Source organism: Mesorhizobium sp. M0058, assembly GCF_040323095.1.
Taxonomy (GTDB): domain Bacteria; phylum Pseudomonadota; class Alphaproteobacteria; order Rhizobiales; family Rhizobiaceae; genus Mesorhizobium.
The window spans coordinates 198,085-214,112 of record NZ_JAMYUQ010000007.1 but is presented as its reverse complement, the minus strand read 5'-3'; the positions used below and the strand labels follow the sequence as shown (position 1 = coordinate 214,112).

At 60.0% G+C, this 16,028-nt stretch carries 21 protein-coding genes and 1 pseudogene; 13 read left to right on the top strand and 9 right to left on the bottom strand.

The genetic code is table 11. The annotated features are described in order from the left end of the window. Positions 1 to 3 precede the first annotated feature (3 nt). Together NKJ75_RS14095 and NKJ75_RS14090 are read right to left on the bottom strand one after the other, a co-directional pair. Positions 4 to 1,638, bottom strand: coding sequence for a tetratricopeptide repeat-containing sulfotransferase family protein (locus NKJ75_RS14095; RefSeq protein WP_023724948.1), 1,635 nt, complete (start codon positions 1,636 to 1,638; stop codon positions 4 to 6). A gap of 203 nt (positions 1,639 to 1,841) precedes the next feature. Further along, positions 1,842 to 2,024, bottom strand: a complete 183-nt coding sequence (locus NKJ75_RS14090; protein ID WP_023805992.1) for a hypothetical protein — start codon at positions 2,022 to 2,024, stop codon at positions 1,842 to 1,844. A gap of 322 nt (positions 2,025 to 2,346) precedes the next feature. Between NKJ75_RS14090 and NKJ75_RS14085 the strand changes: the two genes are divergently transcribed. Genes NKJ75_RS14085 through NKJ75_RS14075 form a run of 3 tightly spaced genes read left to right on the top strand, consistent with a single transcriptional unit; the run spans position 2,347 to position 3,054 of the window. After that, on the top strand, positions 2,347 to 2,616 hold the full coding sequence (locus NKJ75_RS14085) for a hypothetical protein (protein WP_023672014.1): 270 nt from the start codon (positions 2,347 to 2,349) through the stop codon (positions 2,614 to 2,616). After that, the gene (locus tag NKJ75_RS14080; RefSeq protein ID WP_023683726.1) at positions 2,613 to 2,879 is read left to right on the top strand and encodes a hypothetical protein; all 267 of its coding nucleotides are present in this window, start codon (positions 2,613 to 2,615) and stop codon (positions 2,877 to 2,879) included. The genes NKJ75_RS14085 and NKJ75_RS14080 overlap by 4 nt, the downstream gene beginning before the upstream one ends. Positions 2,880 to 2,916: 37 nt before the next feature. Next, positions 2,917 to 3,054, top strand: coding sequence for a hypothetical protein (locus NKJ75_RS14075; protein ID WP_023683725.1), 138 nt, complete (start codon positions 2,917 to 2,919; stop codon positions 3,052 to 3,054). 555 nt (positions 3,055 to 3,609) lie between these two features. On the opposite strand, the gene NKJ75_RS14070 is transcribed toward NKJ75_RS14075, so the two are convergent. Beyond that, a complete protein-coding gene (locus tag NKJ75_RS14070; RefSeq protein WP_023833512.1) occupies positions 3,610 to 4,026 on the bottom strand; it encodes a Kazal-type serine protease inhibitor domain-containing protein in 417 nt (138 codons plus the stop codon). 484 nt (positions 4,027 to 4,510) lie between these two features. Between NKJ75_RS14070 and NKJ75_RS14065 the strand changes: the two genes are divergently transcribed. The 3 genes from NKJ75_RS14065 to NKJ75_RS14055 all read left to right on the top strand — a co-directional run bounded on the left by NKJ75_RS14065 (position 4,511) and on the right by NKJ75_RS14055 (position 5,901). Next, positions 4,511 to 4,723 (top strand): cold-shock protein, encoded by a 213-nt coding sequence (locus tag NKJ75_RS14065; RefSeq protein ID WP_006202520.1) that lies wholly within the window; start codon positions 4,511 to 4,513, stop codon positions 4,721 to 4,723. Between the two features lie 347 nt (positions 4,724 to 5,070). Next, on the top strand, positions 5,071 to 5,283 hold the full coding sequence (locus NKJ75_RS14060; RefSeq protein WP_023672019.1) for a cold-shock protein: 213 nt from the start codon (positions 5,071 to 5,073) through the stop codon (positions 5,281 to 5,283). A gap of 192 nt (positions 5,284 to 5,475) precedes the next feature. Further along, the gene (locus NKJ75_RS14055) at positions 5,476 to 5,901 is read left to right on the top strand and encodes a BA14K family protein (RefSeq protein WP_352499835.1); all 426 of its coding nucleotides are present in this window, start codon (positions 5,476 to 5,478) and stop codon (positions 5,899 to 5,901) included. 67 nt (positions 5,902 to 5,968) lie between these two features. On the opposite strand, the gene NKJ75_RS14050 is transcribed toward NKJ75_RS14055, so the two are convergent. The 3 genes from NKJ75_RS14050 to NKJ75_RS14040 form a co-directional block, all read right to left on the bottom strand. Continuing rightward, on the bottom strand, positions 5,969 to 6,607 hold the full coding sequence (locus NKJ75_RS14050) for an MBL fold metallo-hydrolase (RefSeq protein ID WP_023695789.1): 639 nt from the start codon (positions 6,605 to 6,607) through the stop codon (positions 5,969 to 5,971). A 231-nt stretch (positions 6,608 to 6,838) separates the two neighbouring features. Continuing rightward, complete coding sequence (locus tag NKJ75_RS14045) at positions 6,839 to 7,153, bottom strand: hypothetical protein (protein ID WP_023672022.1); 315 nt, start codon at positions 7,151 to 7,153, stop codon at positions 6,839 to 6,841. A gap of 145 nt (positions 7,154 to 7,298) precedes the next feature. Then, positions 7,299 to 8,192, bottom strand: coding sequence for a branched-chain amino acid aminotransferase (locus NKJ75_RS14040; RefSeq protein ID WP_023695790.1), 894 nt, complete (start codon positions 8,190 to 8,192; stop codon positions 7,299 to 7,301). A gap of 244 nt (positions 8,193 to 8,436) precedes the next feature. Between NKJ75_RS14040 and NKJ75_RS14035 the strand changes: the two genes are divergently transcribed. Both NKJ75_RS14035 and NKJ75_RS14030 read left to right on the top strand, forming a co-directional pair. Further along, a complete protein-coding gene (locus tag NKJ75_RS14035) occupies positions 8,437 to 8,970 on the top strand; it encodes a MarR family winged helix-turn-helix transcriptional regulator (RefSeq protein ID WP_023683723.1) in 534 nt (177 codons plus the stop codon). After that, on the top strand, positions 8,957 to 9,676 hold the full coding sequence (locus NKJ75_RS14030; RefSeq protein ID WP_023672025.1) for a response regulator: 720 nt from the start codon (positions 8,957 to 8,959) through the stop codon (positions 9,674 to 9,676). Before NKJ75_RS14035 ends, NKJ75_RS14030 begins: the two co-directional genes overlap by 14 nt. A gap of 44 nt (positions 9,677 to 9,720) precedes the next feature. On the opposite strand, the gene NKJ75_RS14025 is transcribed toward NKJ75_RS14030, so the two are convergent. The 3 genes from NKJ75_RS14025 to NKJ75_RS14015 all read right to left on the bottom strand — a co-directional run bounded on the left by NKJ75_RS14025 (position 9,721) and on the right by NKJ75_RS14015 (position 12,137). Beyond that, complete coding sequence (locus NKJ75_RS14025) at positions 9,721 to 10,815, bottom strand: tyrosine-type recombinase/integrase (RefSeq protein WP_023817575.1); 1,095 nt, start codon at positions 10,813 to 10,815, stop codon at positions 9,721 to 9,723. Next, positions 10,812 to 11,075 (bottom strand): hypothetical protein, encoded by a 264-nt coding sequence (locus NKJ75_RS14020; RefSeq protein WP_023817573.1) that lies wholly within the window; start codon positions 11,073 to 11,075, stop codon positions 10,812 to 10,814. Before NKJ75_RS14020 ends, NKJ75_RS14025 begins: the two co-directional genes overlap by 4 nt. An 810-nt stretch (positions 11,076 to 11,885) precedes the next feature. Beyond that, positions 11,886 to 12,137, bottom strand: coding sequence for a GlsB/YeaQ/YmgE family stress response membrane protein (locus NKJ75_RS14015; RefSeq protein ID WP_023817571.1), 252 nt, complete (start codon positions 12,135 to 12,137; stop codon positions 11,886 to 11,888). Positions 12,138 to 12,326: 189 nt separating this feature from the next. On the opposite strand from NKJ75_RS14015, the gene NKJ75_RS14010 reads away from it, so the two are divergent. From NKJ75_RS14010 to NKJ75_RS13990, 5 genes and pseudogenes are all read left to right on the top strand, one after another. After that, positions 12,327 to 12,803: a YciE/YciF ferroxidase family protein gene (locus NKJ75_RS14010; RefSeq protein ID WP_352499834.1), complete on the top strand. Its 477-nt coding sequence runs from the start codon at positions 12,327 to 12,329 to the stop codon at positions 12,801 to 12,803. Positions 12,804 to 13,309: 506 nt separating this feature from the next. Then, positions 13,310 to 14,059 (top strand): hypothetical protein, encoded by a 750-nt coding sequence (locus NKJ75_RS14005; RefSeq protein ID WP_352499833.1) that lies wholly within the window; start codon positions 13,310 to 13,312, stop codon positions 14,057 to 14,059. Between the two features lie 246 nt (positions 14,060 to 14,305). Next, a pseudogene (locus NKJ75_RS14000) lies at positions 14,306 to 14,752 on the top strand (IS1 family transposase); the annotation flags it as partial. Between the two features lie 68 nt (positions 14,753 to 14,820). After that, positions 14,821 to 15,213 (top strand): helix-turn-helix domain-containing protein, encoded by a 393-nt coding sequence (locus NKJ75_RS13995; RefSeq protein WP_352499832.1) that lies wholly within the window; start codon positions 14,821 to 14,823, stop codon positions 15,211 to 15,213. A 115-nt stretch (positions 15,214 to 15,328) separates the two neighbouring features. Further along, on the top strand, positions 15,329 to 16,003 hold the full coding sequence (locus tag NKJ75_RS13990) for a hypothetical protein (RefSeq protein ID WP_352499831.1): 675 nt from the start codon (positions 15,329 to 15,331) through the stop codon (positions 16,001 to 16,003). Positions 16,004 to 16,028: the final 25 nt, after the last annotated feature.

Here is a 16,028-nt window from a genome sequence, read left to right as displayed (position 1 = left end):
TGCTCAGTCCAGCTTGTCCAGCAGCGGCTTCAACCTGTCGCCATAGCGCTTCCAGAGATCGACCGAGCCCTGATACATCGGCTGGCGCACCTGCGCGGCCGAGGCCGTGCGCACCGGGCGGTCGGTCTCGTGGAACGACAGCGCCTTGTCGTCCCAGGACAGGCCGAGATGCCCGATCAGCGCCCGCGTCTGTCCCTCCTGGTCGGCCACGAAATCCTCGTAACGCACGTCATGGACGACGCCCGGCAGAACATCGTGCCAATGCGCCATGATGTCGGTGTAGATGTTGTGGAAATCGGCGAGCTCGCCCAGATCATAGCCGTAGCGGTGGTTGTCGCCGCGGAAATGCACCTTGTAGATCGAAAGGCAGGTCGCCGCCGCATCGCGCGCGCAATGGATGATCTTGGCTTTCGGCAGCATCATATGGATGAAGCCGATGAGCAGGAAGTTGCCGGGCATCTTGTCGGTGACATGCCTGAAGTTGGGATAGCGCTCATGCAGCATGTCGAGATAGGCTTGGCCCGCCTCCGCAAACTCCGCGTCGGATACATCGACCAGTCCCCAGGGGAAACCTCCCGGCATGGTCAGCGGAAATTGCTTGCCGACCGCGGTTTTCAACATGCTGAGCTCGCCCGCGCCATAGACTTGTGGATGGCTGGCGATGATCTGTTCGACCAGCGTGGTGCCGGAGCGCGGCATGCCGACGACGAAAATCGGCGTGTCGTCGGAGATTGCACTTGGCTTGTGCTTTTCGAAAAAGCCGGCGTTGAACACCGTCTTCATCGCCTCGAATTCGGCCCGCGTCCTGACCGGATCATAATCGATGCCCTTGCGGCGGATCGCATTGCCTTCAGCGAAATAGTCGAAGGCCCTGTTGTAGTCCTTCAAATCGTCATTGGCCTTGCCGAGACCGAAGGACAGCTGCATGCGTGCCAGGCTGTCGGCCGGCGCCTTGGCATGCTGGGCCTCCATGCCGGCGAGTTCGGCGTCGCGCTCCTTCTGGCGCTTGACCTGCGTCAGCATCAGCCAGGCCTTTGCCATGCCTGGCGTGATCGCCAACGCCTGCCGAAACAGGTCTGCCGCTTCATCGAGCTTGCCTTTTTCCATCAGCCCGACGCCGAGCCCATGCAACAGGTCGGCATCCTTGGGCCGGATCGTCAGCGCCTCGCGAAAGGTCGCCAGCGCCTCATCCAGACGACCGGCTTCCTGCAACGTTTCGGCAAGCCCGATGCGGGCGCGGACATGGAAGGGATTGCGCCCGATTGTGCCGCGATAGATGTCCTCCGCAGCCTCGAACTGGCCGAGCTGTTTCAACGCCGAACCCAGATTGTCGCGTGCCGCGAGCTGGTCGGGCTTGAGATCGACCGCGCCGCGGAAGAAATCGGCGGACGCGGCAACGCGGCCGAGATCGCGCATCACCGTGCCGAGATTGTTGAGGAAATCGGGATTCTTCGGCTGCAGACGCACAGACTGCTCGATCAGCTCCAGCCCTTCGGGGCTGCGCCCGGTCTGGTGCAGCAACAGGCCCAGGAAATGCGCCGCTGCCGGGTGATTGGCCTTGCGCGCCAGCACCTGCCGGTACAGCGTCTCGGCCTCCTGCCGGCGCCCGGCCTGATGCAGCTGCAGCGCCTGCTGCACATATTGGTCGAGGCCCAGCGGCGCCTGTCCGCCAGCTCCAGCACCCGCCGCTCTTCTCTGATCTCTGTTGATGGGAAACCTGCCGTGTTTTGTCCGCTTGCCGCGATCTAGGCCATCGGCGCTGCAGGTTCAAGGGAAGAGTGGGCTCGCCAAGGGCGCGGACCTCTTCGAAACTCTAGAGGAATTACAGCAAAATGTAGCGTTCAAATCAGCCGGTGGCTCTCGGCGAGCCGGCGCTCCCGCCGTTGCGTGCCGTCGGTGTCGGCAATCTTGCGCCGTGCCGCTTCGTCGCTTCTTATCGTCAGGCGCACTGATATTGCCTTGGGGAAGAGGACGATTGGCTCGATTGTTGCGGTCGGACGATCCGGCGTTTTCATGAATCTCATATATTTTTGCCTTTCGTAAAAAATAATCTTAGGGGCACCGGAATAATTATTCCGATGCTCTCTAAATAAGAAATTGGCTGATATTGTTCCACGATAGCAGATTTATTAGGGTTTATACGAGAAATTTTTTATACCGGTCGAGCCGTGGCGGAAATCAGCTTGAATAACCAACAATTTCGGATTATTGATCTGAGATCGTTTTTTGGGCCAAGCTTGGCATATAGCGGCGTCGGAGATACTCGACCCGCCAAACTCATTCCAATCGCCGATGGTTGAGTTCCCTGTTGATGCCGGAAAGCATCGACGAACCAGAGCCAAGCCAATGCCGGATCGCACCACCCGTTCCATCGCCCATTTCGCGGCACCCTTCGTGCTTGGCGGGCTGGAAGGGCAACTGCCGGCCGGCGACTATGACATCGATCACGACGAAGAGCTGATCGAGGGCATGTCGCGGCTTGCCTGGCGTCGCGTCGCCACCTTCATCCATTTGCCGGCAAGGGCGGTGAAGAACCCGGCCACCAGCCAGCTTGTCGCCATCGACTACCTCGAACTCGAAACAGCGCTGAGGCGCGACCAGGAGAACGCAGCATGATCCGCTTCCAGCAGAATGCGCGTCCGCGCACCGACACGCCCTCGCACCTCTTCGCCGTCGGCCAGACCGTGCGCATGAAGAGCCGCAGCGGGCTCGCCCAGAAGACCGCCGAGCTGTTTCAGATCAAGAGCAGATTGCCGGTCAAGGATGGCTCGCCGCAATATCGCATCCGCAGCGAGCAGGAGACCTATGAGCGGGTCACCACGGAAGACAACCTCGAAGTGGCGGACGCCCCGGCTGTCCCCGACAGCCCGGCCGTCTGACACCGCACCCACCCAGCACGTACGAAGGAGCAGACGGATGGCCAAGGGTCAGCAGCGCAGCAATCGCGAAACTCGCAAGCCCAAGAAAGACAAGGTGGTGGCCAAGGCCGCCTCCCCGTTCGGTTCCTCGGTCAAGCAGGCAGAGAGCAGCCTGAAGCCGAAGTCGAAGGGCTGACCAGGCAGGGCGCGCCTGGCGCACCTGCCGGCAATGGACTGACGATCTCGGACTGACGATCTCGCGCAAAACTCTGCAACGGAGGCTTGCTTGACGTTCTTCGTCGAGCCGCTCGCGCGACGTCGACGAAGCCACGCTCGACAAGGTATCGCTGGACGCGCCGAACCTGCGCGCCGCCCTGCAGGGCGCCACCGCGCTGTTCCACAGCCTCGCCATGCCGCAGATCCCCGACCGTCTGCGCATTTGCGACGAGGACGGCGCAGAGCTTTATGCCGGCCCGGCCGACGGGGCGTATTCGGCGTAGGCAACCACTCCGATCCGCGACCTTGCCTTCTCCCTTGGGGGTGAGAAGCGGTCCGCGCAGCAGACGAAAAGCCAATTGTTGGCTTTTCGAGTTTCGAACGCCCTGAGCCTGCGAAGGACCAAGGGTGGTCCGGTCCACCCGCCCGGTCCCCGCTGCTTCGCAGGGTCCCGGCATTCGCCGCCTTTTTTATCGTGCCAGTGGGACGGTGAATTCGCCTCCGGCGGACTCACCCGACAGGGGAGAAGGAAAAATCAGCAGGGGCCGTCCTCGACGACGCGGTAGTCGGCGGCACGGGCCTCGCAGGCGTTGGGAAAGGTGCGCAGCTCGCCATGGCGGCGGGCGCAGACCGGGGCGTATTCGCGCGTGCAGAATGTCGGCTCTTCGCCGCCACCACCGCCACCACCGCCGCCGTCGCGGCAAGGGCCGTCGCGAACGATGCGGTAGCCTTCCCGTTCGGCAAGGCAGGCATTGGCGAAGGTCTGGCGGTCACCGCCGCGCCGCGCGCAGACCGGCTCGTATTGCCTGGTGCAGAATTCCGGTTCCGGCCGTGGCGGGCGCGGACGTGGTCCCGGCCCGTCATCGACGACGACGGTGCAGGCCGCAAGAAGACCCGACAGGAAGAGAATAGTAAAACCCTGGCGCGAGAAGGTCGTCGCAAGAAATCTCATGAATATGCCTCCCTCGAGACCCCCGTCCCCGGCGCAAAACGCGCCTGTCGATCCTCGCCATTCCCTTGCCAAATGCAACCCCCGTTTGCGGCGCGGGAGCCATGCGATGCCCGGCCCGCGCATTGGTTTGGCCCTGGACCAGACCGCTGGACCATGCGTGGCCGGGCTCTGGCTGATGAACTCTTAAGAACCCAGGTTTATCGAAGCGCCTTCGTTGGGATGCGTCGATGGACGCGGCCCGCGGCGCTATCTTGCAACGATCACGTTTCCGTGCGATAAATTTTGTGTTCGGGCATTTGCGACCCGGAGAGCGGAACGTTTTGGACGACCTTTCCCCGATACTGTGAATCTCTGACGGCCCCATTTTCGGCGGGGGGTTTTACCATGCGCAAATGCAGGACTGCCGAAGCAACCACCGGGACTTGCCCACGATGCCAGGCGGCGGGCAAACCATAAGACTGACACGGGTGAAGGAGTTTCCCCAATGGCCCAGACCGGCACCGTTAAATTCTTCAACGCGACCAAAGGCTTCGGCTTCATCACGCCCGACGGCGGCGCCAAGGATGTGTTCGTCCACATTTCCGCGATCGAGGCCTCGGGCCTGCGTACCCTCGTCGACGGCCAGAAGGTCACCTTCGACGTTGAACCCGACCGCATGGGCAAGGGTCCGAAGGCGGTCAACCTCCGCGCGGCCTGAACCGGCGGTGCCCGCGCGCAGGGCGCTCGAAAAAGCACCTCAAGCGTGTTTGAACCGGCTTTGTCAGCCGTCCAGAGTTTCGAAGGCGCGACGTTTCTGGTCGCGCCTTTTTCATGTCCGCCGTCGCCGCAGGCAAAGGACGCTCTACCGGTCCATGGCGTGGCTGATCGCCGGAGCAATCGTCTGGCGCGAATTGCCTTCGGTGCCACGATCTATTTGACCAGCCTTCAGCGTTGCCGCCGTCGCCAAAACTTTCTCTTGCCGATAGCGCTAAAATAAAGGACAAATTTCCCTTCGGGCATTTGCCGGCCCGAAACTGGACTTTATGGGATCAAAGGGAGCTTCCCATGCCGCAGACCGGCACCGTCAAATTCTTCAATCATGCCAAAGGCTTCGGCTTCATTACGCCCGACGACGGGCAGAAGGATGTCTTCGTTCATATTTCGGCCGTGCAGGCTTCGGGTCTTTCCGGTCTGGAGGATGGACAGAAAGTGACATTCGACACCGAGCCGGACAAGCGCGGCAAGGGTCCGAAGGCCGTCAACCTGTCGGTCGGCTAAGCTGGCTCAAGACAGTCCGGACGGAGATTGACGAGGCGGAGCGCCTTGCGTACGCGCTTGGTTTTGCCGCAAGAACTGGATCGTATCAGCCAATTCCGTTCAGCCCCCGTTCAGCCACGGTCTTCTATTAATCGTCCCCTAGGCTGGACCGCATCCCCGAAAACTATCCGGGCCGGCACGAAGGAGACCAAAATGAATCGCCTTTTCAAGACCGCCATCCTGGGCGCCGCTCTGGCCGCGACCACCCTCGCCACCTTGCCTGCCGCCAATGCCAAGGACTGGAACCGCTGGCATCATGGCCATGGTCGTCATCATAATGGCGACGCGCTTGCGGCCGGTGTCGTCGGCCTTGCGGCCGGCGCTCTGATCGCCGGTGCGCTGAGCAACCCGCAGCCGCGCTACAGCAGCTATGACGACGATTACGACTACCGCGAAGTGCGGCCGGCGCCGGTGCGCCGTTACTATGCCGAACCGCGGGTCGTCTATGCCGACCGCTATGCCGAGCCGTGGACCCGCGACTGGTACGAATACTGCTCGGACCGCTACCGGAGCTTCAATGCCCGCAGCGGCACGTTCACCGGCAATGACGGTGAGCAGCATTTCTGCGTCGCGAATTGAGCTTCCCTGTCCCACAAAAAGCGCTGACCGCAAGGCCAGCGCTTTTTTTCTTGGCAGAAAGACATCGCTAAGTCAGGAAGGGATTGGTCCGCCTTTCCTCGCCAAAGCGGCCACCCGGGCCGTGGCCGCAGATGAAGCCGATCTCGTCACCGAGCGGCAAAAGCTTGTTCTTAATCGAGGCGATCAGCGCCGCATGGTCGCCGCCCGGCAGGTCGGTGCGCCCGACCGAGCCGCGAAACAGCACGTCGCCGACATGAGCGAACTTCGCCGCGCGATTGTAGTATACGACATGGCCGGGCGCATGGCCGGGGCAGTGCAGCACCTCGAACATATGTGAGCCGAACGAAACCGTCTCGCCCTCTGCGAGAAACCGGTCGGGCACGCAGTTGCGCGCCCCGGCAATGCCGTAGCGCTGGCCCTGGTTCTCGAGATTGTCGAGCAATAGCTTGTCGGCTTCGTGCGGGCCGATGATCTCGATGCCGAGTGCTTCCTTCAGCTCCATGGCGCCGCCGGCGTGATCGATGTGGCCATGGGTGATCCAGATCGCAGCGGCGGTGATCGCATTGTCCTTCAGCACCGCCAGCACCTTGTCGATGTCGCCGCCCGGATCGACGACGACGCCATGCTTGTCATCCATGTCGAACAGGATGGTGCAGTTCTGCTGGAAAGGCGTGACCGGCACGATGCCGGCATTGAGCTGACCCATGATTGTCCTTTCGCTGTTCCAGCGTGATGTAGAGGCGCGGGCGAAGGCCGTCCACTGCTGAAAGGCAAACAGTCCGTCCTAAAACAGAAATGGGCGGCCCAACGGCCGCCCATTTTGACGAAGCCTGAGTCTCGAGCAATTCCAGGAAAAGTGTAAAGCGGTTTTCCGTCCGGAATTGCGTAAAACAACAAACTAGATCATTCGCCGTGAAACGGTGAATGATCTAGAGGCTTACTTCTTCATCGCGCCCATGACCGCACCGATGATGCCGGTCAGGATGGCGCCGCCGCCGGCGCCGCCGAGCAGGTTTTTGAGGTTCAGCGTATCACCCAATCCGCCCGCTGCCGTGGCAGCCGCTGCCGGGTCGGCCGTACCGCCGAGCAGGCTGCCGAGGATCGCCGCGCCGCCGACGCCGCCAACGGCGCCGCCGAGGATTTTGGTCAGCTGGCCCATCGCCGCATTCTTCAGCGCAACGCCGACCGCCTGACCACCGACAACACCTGCAATTACCTGCACAACGAGCGCAATGAGCGTATTCGTATCCATGTACCTAGTCCCTCCATAGCTGCCAGCCTCCCGGGCCGACACCATCATGAGACGCTGAATTATACGAAAGTCAAATGCACAGATGCTGAAATAAAGGGGCCGGCCTCAAAACCGCCCCTGCTTGCGAAAAAAGCTGTGACTTTCGTTATTCTGCGGCTATCGCATGCTTAGGTTGCACCGCAGCAGAATAGTCGTTCATCAAAGTCTTGGCGATCTCGCCGACCTCGAATCGGTAGGGACCGATCTCGGAGACCGGCGTCACTTCCGCTGCCGTTCCGGTGAGGAAGCACTGTTCCAAGCCTTCGAGTTCCTCAGGCATGATGGCGCGCTCGACGACTTCAAGGCCGCGGTCCTTGGCGAGGCCGATGACGGTGCGGCGGGTGATGCCGTCGAGGAAGCAATCGGGCTTCGGCGTGTGGATCTTGCCATCCTTGACGAAGAAGATGTTGGCGCCCGTTGCTTCGGCGACCTGGCCGCGCCAGTCGAGCATCATGGCATCGGCATAGCCCTTGGCCTCGGCGGCATGCTTGGACATGGTGCAGATCATGTAGAGGCCGGCGGCCTTCGACTTCGACGGCGCGGTGCGCGGATCGGGCCGGCGCCATTCCGCCAGATCGAGACGGATGCCCTTGAGCTTCTGCGCCGGGTCGAAATAGCTCGGCCATTGCCAGATGGCGATGGCGCAGTTGATGCGGCTGTTCTGCGCCGACACGCCCATCTGTTCGCTGCCGCGCCAGGCGATCGGCCTGACATAGGCGTCCTGGAAACCCTGCTTCTTCAGAAGCGTGGTCGAGGCGTCATTGAGCTCGGCCACGGAATAGGGAATATTGAAGCCGAGCAGGCGCGCCGATTCATGCAGACGCTCGGTGTGCTCATTGAGCTTGAAGATGGCACCGCCATAGGCGCGCTCGCCCTCGAAGACGGCGCTGGCATAGTGCAGGCCGTGGGTCAGCACGTGGATCTTGGCGTCGGCCCATTTGACGAACTCGCCGTTGATCCAGATGAAGCCGTCCAGTTGGTCGAAGGGAACGGATGCCATGGAAACCTCCCGCGGGCGGCGACCCGCATATCATTGGTGTTGTTCTTGTTGCGCGACAGCCGCGTCGGGCGGCCCTTGAAGCGTAAGCAGAGAATCGAACTCTGGCAAACTCAGGAAGTTCCGGAAAAACCGCACTCCCTTGCCTTTTCGTTCGCATTCAGCCGAAAAGCTTGTCAAAAATTACCATTGCGGGGAAATTACGTCAATAGTACTGACATAATTTCCCTCTATGGACGGAGAAATGATGACGGATCGAAGCCCAGCTGCCGGAAAACCGATCAAGACGCCGATCACCGACGAAGACGGCATCGACTTTGCCATCATCGAACTGTTCTTCTTTGCCTATCGCGATTTCACTTCCGATCCCGACCAGATCCTGGCCGATTACGGCTTTGGCCGCGCCCATCACCGGGTGCTGCATTTCGTCAACCGCCGGCCGGGACTGACGGTCGCTGAACTGCTCGACGTGCTCAAGATCACCAAGCAGAGCCTGGCGCGGGTGCTCAAGCAGCTGATCGACACCGACCATATCGTGCAATTGCAGGGTCCGCGCGACCGCCGCCAGCGGGAGCTCTATCCGACAGCCAAGGGGCGCGCCCTGGCGCTGGCCCTGGCGCGGCCACAGTCACGCCGCATCCGTGCTGCATTGGAAGATTCCGGAGCCAGCGAGCGTCCCTTGATCGAACGATTCCTGGAAGCCATGGTCAATCCGGAACTAAGGGCGCAGATCGACATTGTGCCTGCAAACATGTCAGGGAAAAGCCATGGAGACCATTGAGAGGGTGGACCAGCCGACGGCGCCGGACGATGACGCGCCGCATCTGCTTGTGGTCGACGACGACACCCGCATTCGCAATTTGCTCAAGCAGTATCTGACCGAAAATGGTTTTCGCGTCACAGTCGCCGGAAATGCCGGCGAGGCCAGGCGAAAGCTTGCAGGACTCGACTTCGACCTCCTTGTCCTCGACGTCATGATGCCCGGAGAGACCGGCGTCGACCTCACCAAGGCGCTGCGGGCGGAGAAGAACGTACCGATCCTGATGCTCACCGCGCTATCGGAAACCGACAGCCGCATCACTGGGCTCGAGGCCGGCGCCGACGACTATCTGCCCAAGCCCTTCGACCCGCGCGAACTGATCCTGCGCATCAATAACATTCTGCGCCGCGGCGGCCCGGCGACGACGCCCAAGGTCGAGCAGCTGGTCTTCGGCCCCTACACCTTCCAGATCGCCAGGCGCGAGCTGAAGCGGGGCGGCGAGGCGCTGAAGCTGACCGACCGCGAGCAGGAGATCTTGGCGATCTTTGCCGCGCGGGCCGGCGAAACGATCCCGCGTCACGAGCTTGTCGGCGACGATTCGGAAGTCGGCGAGCGCACCATCGACGTCCAGATCAACCGCCTGCGCCGCAAGATCGAGCGCGATCCGTCCAATCCGGTCTGGCTGCAGACGGTGCGCGGTATTGGGTATCGGCTCAGTGTAGAATAGCCTGTTCGCTACCATACGTTTTCAACAACTTACGACCCAAACTGTCAAACCAACCTGGTTGGTTTGACAGTTTTTGTTCCTGCTCCGTGCCCGGCGATGGCATTCATCGCCTCATGCGCCAAGCGCATTTGATCGACCGCCTCGGTGTAGCGAACGATCTCATCGAGCTTTTTGTGCCCGGTGATTGCCTTGATCTGGTGGGGCGTGCAGCCGGCTTGGGCGAGCCGTCGGCTACACGCCTTGCGCAGACCGTGCGGCGAAAGCCCCATGGCGCCGCTTGCCAGATCCTCCCGCAAACCAGCTTCGCGGACACAGACCCGGAACCAGTTAGTGAAAGATTCGGGCTGGAAGGGCTTTTCGTATTGCGTCAGGAGAAATGTGAGATTGTCGTGAGGTCGGGCATCGAGAATGCCTTTGAGGTATGAGTGAAGTGGGATCGAGACGGCTGTGCGGGTCTTTTGCTGCCGAATGGACAGGACGTCGTTCTTGACGTGCTGCCGACCCATGGCAATCACGTCTGAGCGTCGCTGGCCCGTAAACAGCAGAAGGTCGAGGGCGAGGCGGGCGCGGGTGCCGACAGCGTGCGCCGCGTAGAACGCGACAATGTCATCCTCTTCCCAAGTGATGAACCCGCCCGACTTGATTTTCAGGCGCCGTATCCGGATCGTCGGATCGTCCTTGCGTATTCCCATATCGATGGCGCGCCCCATCAGCAGCTTGATCATCTTCAGCAGTTCGTTGGCCGAGCCAGGGTGTTCAGCCTTCTTGTCCATCATCCTGAGGACGTGCTTGCGCTCGATCCTGGCGACCGAGCCGACGCCGTATTCAGTACGGATACGTTCGAGTGCGTTCCGATAGGTCTTCTGGCTGGCCTTTGCGAGATTTCTGAAATCTGCACTGCCGTAATAGGAGTGGATCAGCGCCCCGATTGTGCCGGGTTGGCTTCGATCAGCTCCTATCATGCTTGTTGGCGCCGCCCTACCGGCTTCCCAAGCCTTCAGCGCCGCCTCATAAGCATCCATGAACTCCGTCGAGTATGGAAGGCCTGGCAGGGTAGTGTTCGACAGTCTGAAGTAGTGCCGCGGCCGGCCGGTTCGATCAATGAAGGCTTTGACGTGCTTCGGCAGCTTATGCTTCATTGGACGAGCCGATCCCACTCGTTGTCGGAATCTTGAGACTCGGAAATCCCGCTCAGACCGTCAAGCGCCCTCTCGAGTGCGCGAACATCCCAGCGCTTGACGCCAGGCAGCGGTAACGGCGGTGGCATAATACCGGCACGCACCAGTTTGTCGAAATAGCCGACGCTTGCACCCACGAAGCTGGCCGCTTCGGGACGGCTAAAGACGCGGCGATTCGATGGTGGTAAGGCGTGGATAAGCCCGCAGTTGATCATTGTCATCGGTAGAATGCTCCTTCTGCTGACGTTATAGCGCTGTTGCCGCCGAAGAGCCGAAAATGAGAAAAGAATTCGATCGTGAGAAGCGATACGGGGACCTGCTAGCGCAGTGTCAGCCAAGACTCACAGATCGGACCTATCGACCGCCCTCTCTGCGGCACCGCCTGCGTGAACGTCGCGCCAGCCGTGCGGTTGCATGTCCGCTTAGGGGATGCCTCATGACCTACTTGACGCGCATAGCGGTCGCTCGTCATGCGTGGAGAAACCTGTGACGGGTCAGATATTCGCGTCTGTTGCCAACCACCCAGCGGTCGAGCAGGTTGTCATTCAACCAGAGGGCAGCCGGTTGGCCCTGAACCAATCGGTAAGTGGCGATTTGAATACGACCGCCTCAACGTTGGTGGTGACGACAAGGAACTTTCGCAGACTATCTTCTCCTTAGTCTGCGGCGTTCTCCTGAGTCCTTGAAATGGTGGCGCGCCCGAAGAGACGCAGCGTGCCATTGCCGTAAGCATTGATTCTTGCGAGCCCGAAACTGCGGTGCCGGAATGGCTTAGTCTCCGCATGCTAGGCAACGTCCCGCTTGATACGGTCGGGAAGCATCCCAATTCTTAGCTCGATTTTCGACGTGTAATCAAAGCCGAACAATCACAACAATCAGATTGCTTCGCCGTCACCTCCACATGTAAGGCAGAACGGTCCGGCGACGCGACCTATCTTGATACCTCGATTTTCCGATGCGAAAGATGACGCGTGATCTAGGGATCACGCGTCTCAGCCACATGTAACTGCGTGCATAAGGTTGATTCAGGCTCAGCGCTTAACCATTCGCGCCACGGCAATCAAAATACACGCACCGATGAAGCCGGCGACAAGATAGCCAAGCCAGCCGGCCAGCGATACGCCCAGCAGCCCGAGAAGAACATTGGCGACGATTGCGCCGACGACCCCCAAAATGATGTTCATGAGCACGCCCATGTTGCTTTTCATGAACATCTCGGCAAGCCAGCCGGCGACACCGCCGATGACAATCGCTGCTACCCAACCGACACCTGGATTTTCCATATTTCCCCCTTTTTGCTTGAACCTCGATTGGTTCGGCGAGAAACGTGCCGAACGACAATAAAGTTCCGGGGACGTCAGGTCAGCATATCCGCTTATACCGGACATCACGTCTTCCTCCTCCAGCCGAAGGAACCATTCGCTTTGCTGGCACTTTCTTCCGAAGCCGCTTCCGGCAAATGGAGCATCATCATGAAGACACTGGCCGATATTTTTGAACATACCCTCCAGGACATTTATTACGCGGAGAACGCGATTACCAAGGCTTTGCCCAAAGTGGCCGCAGCCGCGAATGACCCCAAGCTGAAGAAAGCGGCCGAGGATCACCTCGCAGAGACGAAGGGGCAGATCAAAAAGCTGGAGCAGGTGTTCAAGTCAATCGGCAAGAAGGCCTCTGGCGAGAAGTGCGACGCCATTGAGGGGCTGATCAAGGAAGCCGATGGACTGATGGAGGAAGCCTCAGGTACGGCCCTCGATGCGGGCCTGCTGGCCGCCTGCCAGGCCGTCGAGCACTACGAGATTTCCCGGTACGGCTCTCTAAGGGAATGGGCAAAGGAACTGGGGCATGACGAGGCGCATAAGCTGCTCAGCGAGATCCTCGACGAGGAGAAGGCCACCAACAACAAGCTGACGAACCTTGCGATAACATCGATCAACAGGACAACCTGACCACCTGGAGCGCCGATGATTCCCACAGACAAGCCCTGGGTTTGAATACCGGGGGCCGTTGCGTTCGATGCAGGCGCAATCCTCGGCACGGACGCCAAGTCAGCCATCAGTCAAATCTTCAAAATAATCTGGCAAACTTTCCCGTTGCCGCCAGAATGAGGAAGGTCCATGGTTTTAGCACGTCGAAGCGCAGGAAGACCCTGCCATATCGGCCGAAGTTGATCGCCTCCTAGCGCGGCGCACGCGCGAAATCCGTCTCACGGGCGAGATCAAGTATCTTGTTCGAGCTCGGGTCTGGACGCAAACAGCGAACATCATAGGGCGTGGAGATCTGGGTGGCTTGCTGACGCTTGCTGACGCTTGCTCAACATGATGATGCTTCCAAGGGCGGTCGCGCTACCCGTGCCCTTGCCGGGCGCCATCGTTCCACCTGTCTGTGTGGCCGTCTTCCTCGTCTGGCGAGACCGCGGGCGCCCTCGTAGCAGGGGGCGTCGCTGATTGCGGGCATGTTCCTGATCGCGCAGGCACTGGCCGAACAGGAAGCGCTACGTCGCACCCAGTTGGACCCGCTTGAGCAAGGCCCGGTCGGGCAGGTGGCGAAGGCAACTGACACCAGGACTGCGGGCGAAGCCATCTCGCCCCGTGATCCCCTCGCCGGCGCGGCTGCGCCTAACGCCGATGCCGTCAAGCGGCTCGCTGCAGAAGATCCCGAGACAACGGCCGCTCTCGTCCGGCAGAACCTCGCCGATCGCTATTCCGCCGCGCAGACTGAGACGCAGAGCGGCAGCCGCGAGACCGCGGGCGCGAAGTTTCATAAGAGCGTTGCCGGCAACGACGAACGTAGCGCTCTGCTCGACGCCATTCTGCGCGCTCTACCGAACAACCAAGCTTCGGCGAGCATGCCAGAGCTTCTTGAAGTCCTCCAGGCCAGCATGCGCCGGCACGGGGCGGGCAGCCCGACCGAAGCAAATCGCATGATCACGTCCGAACTCGGCGCGTCGTCGCCGGTCGGCAAGCTGTTCGATTTCGCTAAGTCTCTGGGCACCAGCTTCATTACACAGGCCGGTGACGCGACGAAGCGCGCGCAGCTGCGCGGCAACCTGGGCGAACTTGCGGATATCATGACAGGGCCGAACGCGGTGCAGCGTACACGGTCGGCTGCCGACCGCCGGCCGCGCATCAGCTACCCTGAGGCGGGGCTGCGCACGTTGTTCGAGAGCGGACAGACGCTTCAGGATCCGCGGGGATCGCGATGACGTCGGTGTTCTTCAACGAGGCGGGCTAGCGGGGATTCGGGCGGTTTCCGACGAAGACCGTGTTCTACCAGTGCGCCGATGCCTCGTGGCGCACTGAGCAGCATTCCGAAGAATAGGATCAGCAGGAAGGCGCCAAGCGCCCAGAGAATGATCGTCAGCCCCATGGCCGATAATTAGCAGAGACTTCCAGGTATGTCGAATAGCGGTAGTGGGTCAGTTTGAAATTCAGCCTTCAAATGGCCGAGCTTGGAGGCCGTTGAAGGTGCATTCGGTGGCGACGTCGATTACGCGATGCTGATCAAGCTCTATGGCGCTTCGCCTGACAGCGCCAAGGGACGTTACAGCCCTGCCGAATGCACCGGTGCGCGGAAAGAACGGATCGAAGGCAATCCAGACGTCAAGCATGTCAGCACGTCATTTGCCGAGCGCCAGAACCTAACCATGCGGATGCACATGCGCCGCTTCACTCGCTTGACCAACGGCTTCTCAAAGAAGGTGGAAGCCCACGCCTACGCGGGCGCTCTGCACTTTATGTAGCACAACTTCGTGCGCATCCATAAGCTGCGTGTGACGCCTGCAATGGCTGCGGGAGTGACTGACAAGCTCTGGGAAATCAGCGACATCGTTGGGCTTGTCGAGGCGAGGGAAGCGGACAGACCAATGAAGCGTGGGCCGTATAAGTTACAAAAATAAAAATCTGCAACTTGCAAAAGTTGAAACGCGGTAGTACGAGTTACGGCCAGCCCGTCGTGGAGCGAGATATGGCACTCACCATCACAAGAAAACGCGTCCGATTGAATGACCACGCCACGTTTGCGAGTCGGCTGGCGGACGCTATGAACGCGAAACAGTTGAGTGCGTCCGAAATGGCTCGTTTGGTTAATGTTACCCCAACGGCGGTGTGGAACTGGCGAAACGGTAACTCCGTGCCGCGCCCCCAAGCGCTCTCTGCCGTTGCGGTGGCCTTAGACGTGCCGGAAGACTACCTTGTTAAGGGAACAGAGCCACAGAACGACGATACGCCCTCGACGCCAGGTAAGCCGGAGACACGGTCGATAGCTGAAATGCTTGATGATGTTAGGATTGAGATCGCTCGCGCTACAGGGTTCTCGCCTGACCGCGTGAAATTGCTTTTGGAGATAGTCTCAGACTAAGGCCTAAAAATCGAAACCCCCGGAGGGCCTTGCGGCTGTCCGAGGGTTCTATCCATCCGGGTTCGCTTGCGAGCAGTGGCGAAGTCCGGCTTGCGTGCGGAATATGGTGTTACATATGCCTATCAGTCAACACACAAATTATGAAGAAGTTCCAAATGCGCTTTTGGTCGCATTTGATCGCACCATCACGCCGGCTCGGCTTCACCCCTACATGTTTGCGGCCGGGTTCAAAAAGCAGCGAGCAATCCACCTATACATTTGGAACACGATGATGGGGCAGTCTTTTCACTTTCCCATGCAGGCATTCGAGGTCGCCTACCGCAATTCGATTGGCGCGGTCTTCCTTGATAAATATGGCGATAAGTGGTGGCGTGAGAGCGTTGCGAGCAAATTTTTAGATGAACGTAGCGTTCAGGAACTCTCGCTCGCTCGCAGGCGGCTAAAACAACGCGGTATTAAGCCAAACTGTGACGAAATGGTCGCCGGCCTCTCGTTCGGATTTTGGGCTGCCATGATGGCGCCGCGCTACAAGCCCGCCGTCTGGAGCAGCCATCTTATCCAAGCATTTCCCCATATGCCTGCCAATCTCGACCATAAGGGTATATATGATCGGGTGAACCGGATTTTGGATCTGCGGAATCGCATATTCCATCAAGAACCGCTGCTCGGCTACAATTTGTCGGGGCTCTACTCGGAACTGATGCAAATGATGAAATGGATTTGCCCTGAGACGCAGGGGTGGGTCAAATCTACGTGTTCGGTGCCGCGCTTCATTCGCTTGAAGCCATAATTTCAAACTGACCCACTACCCGAAT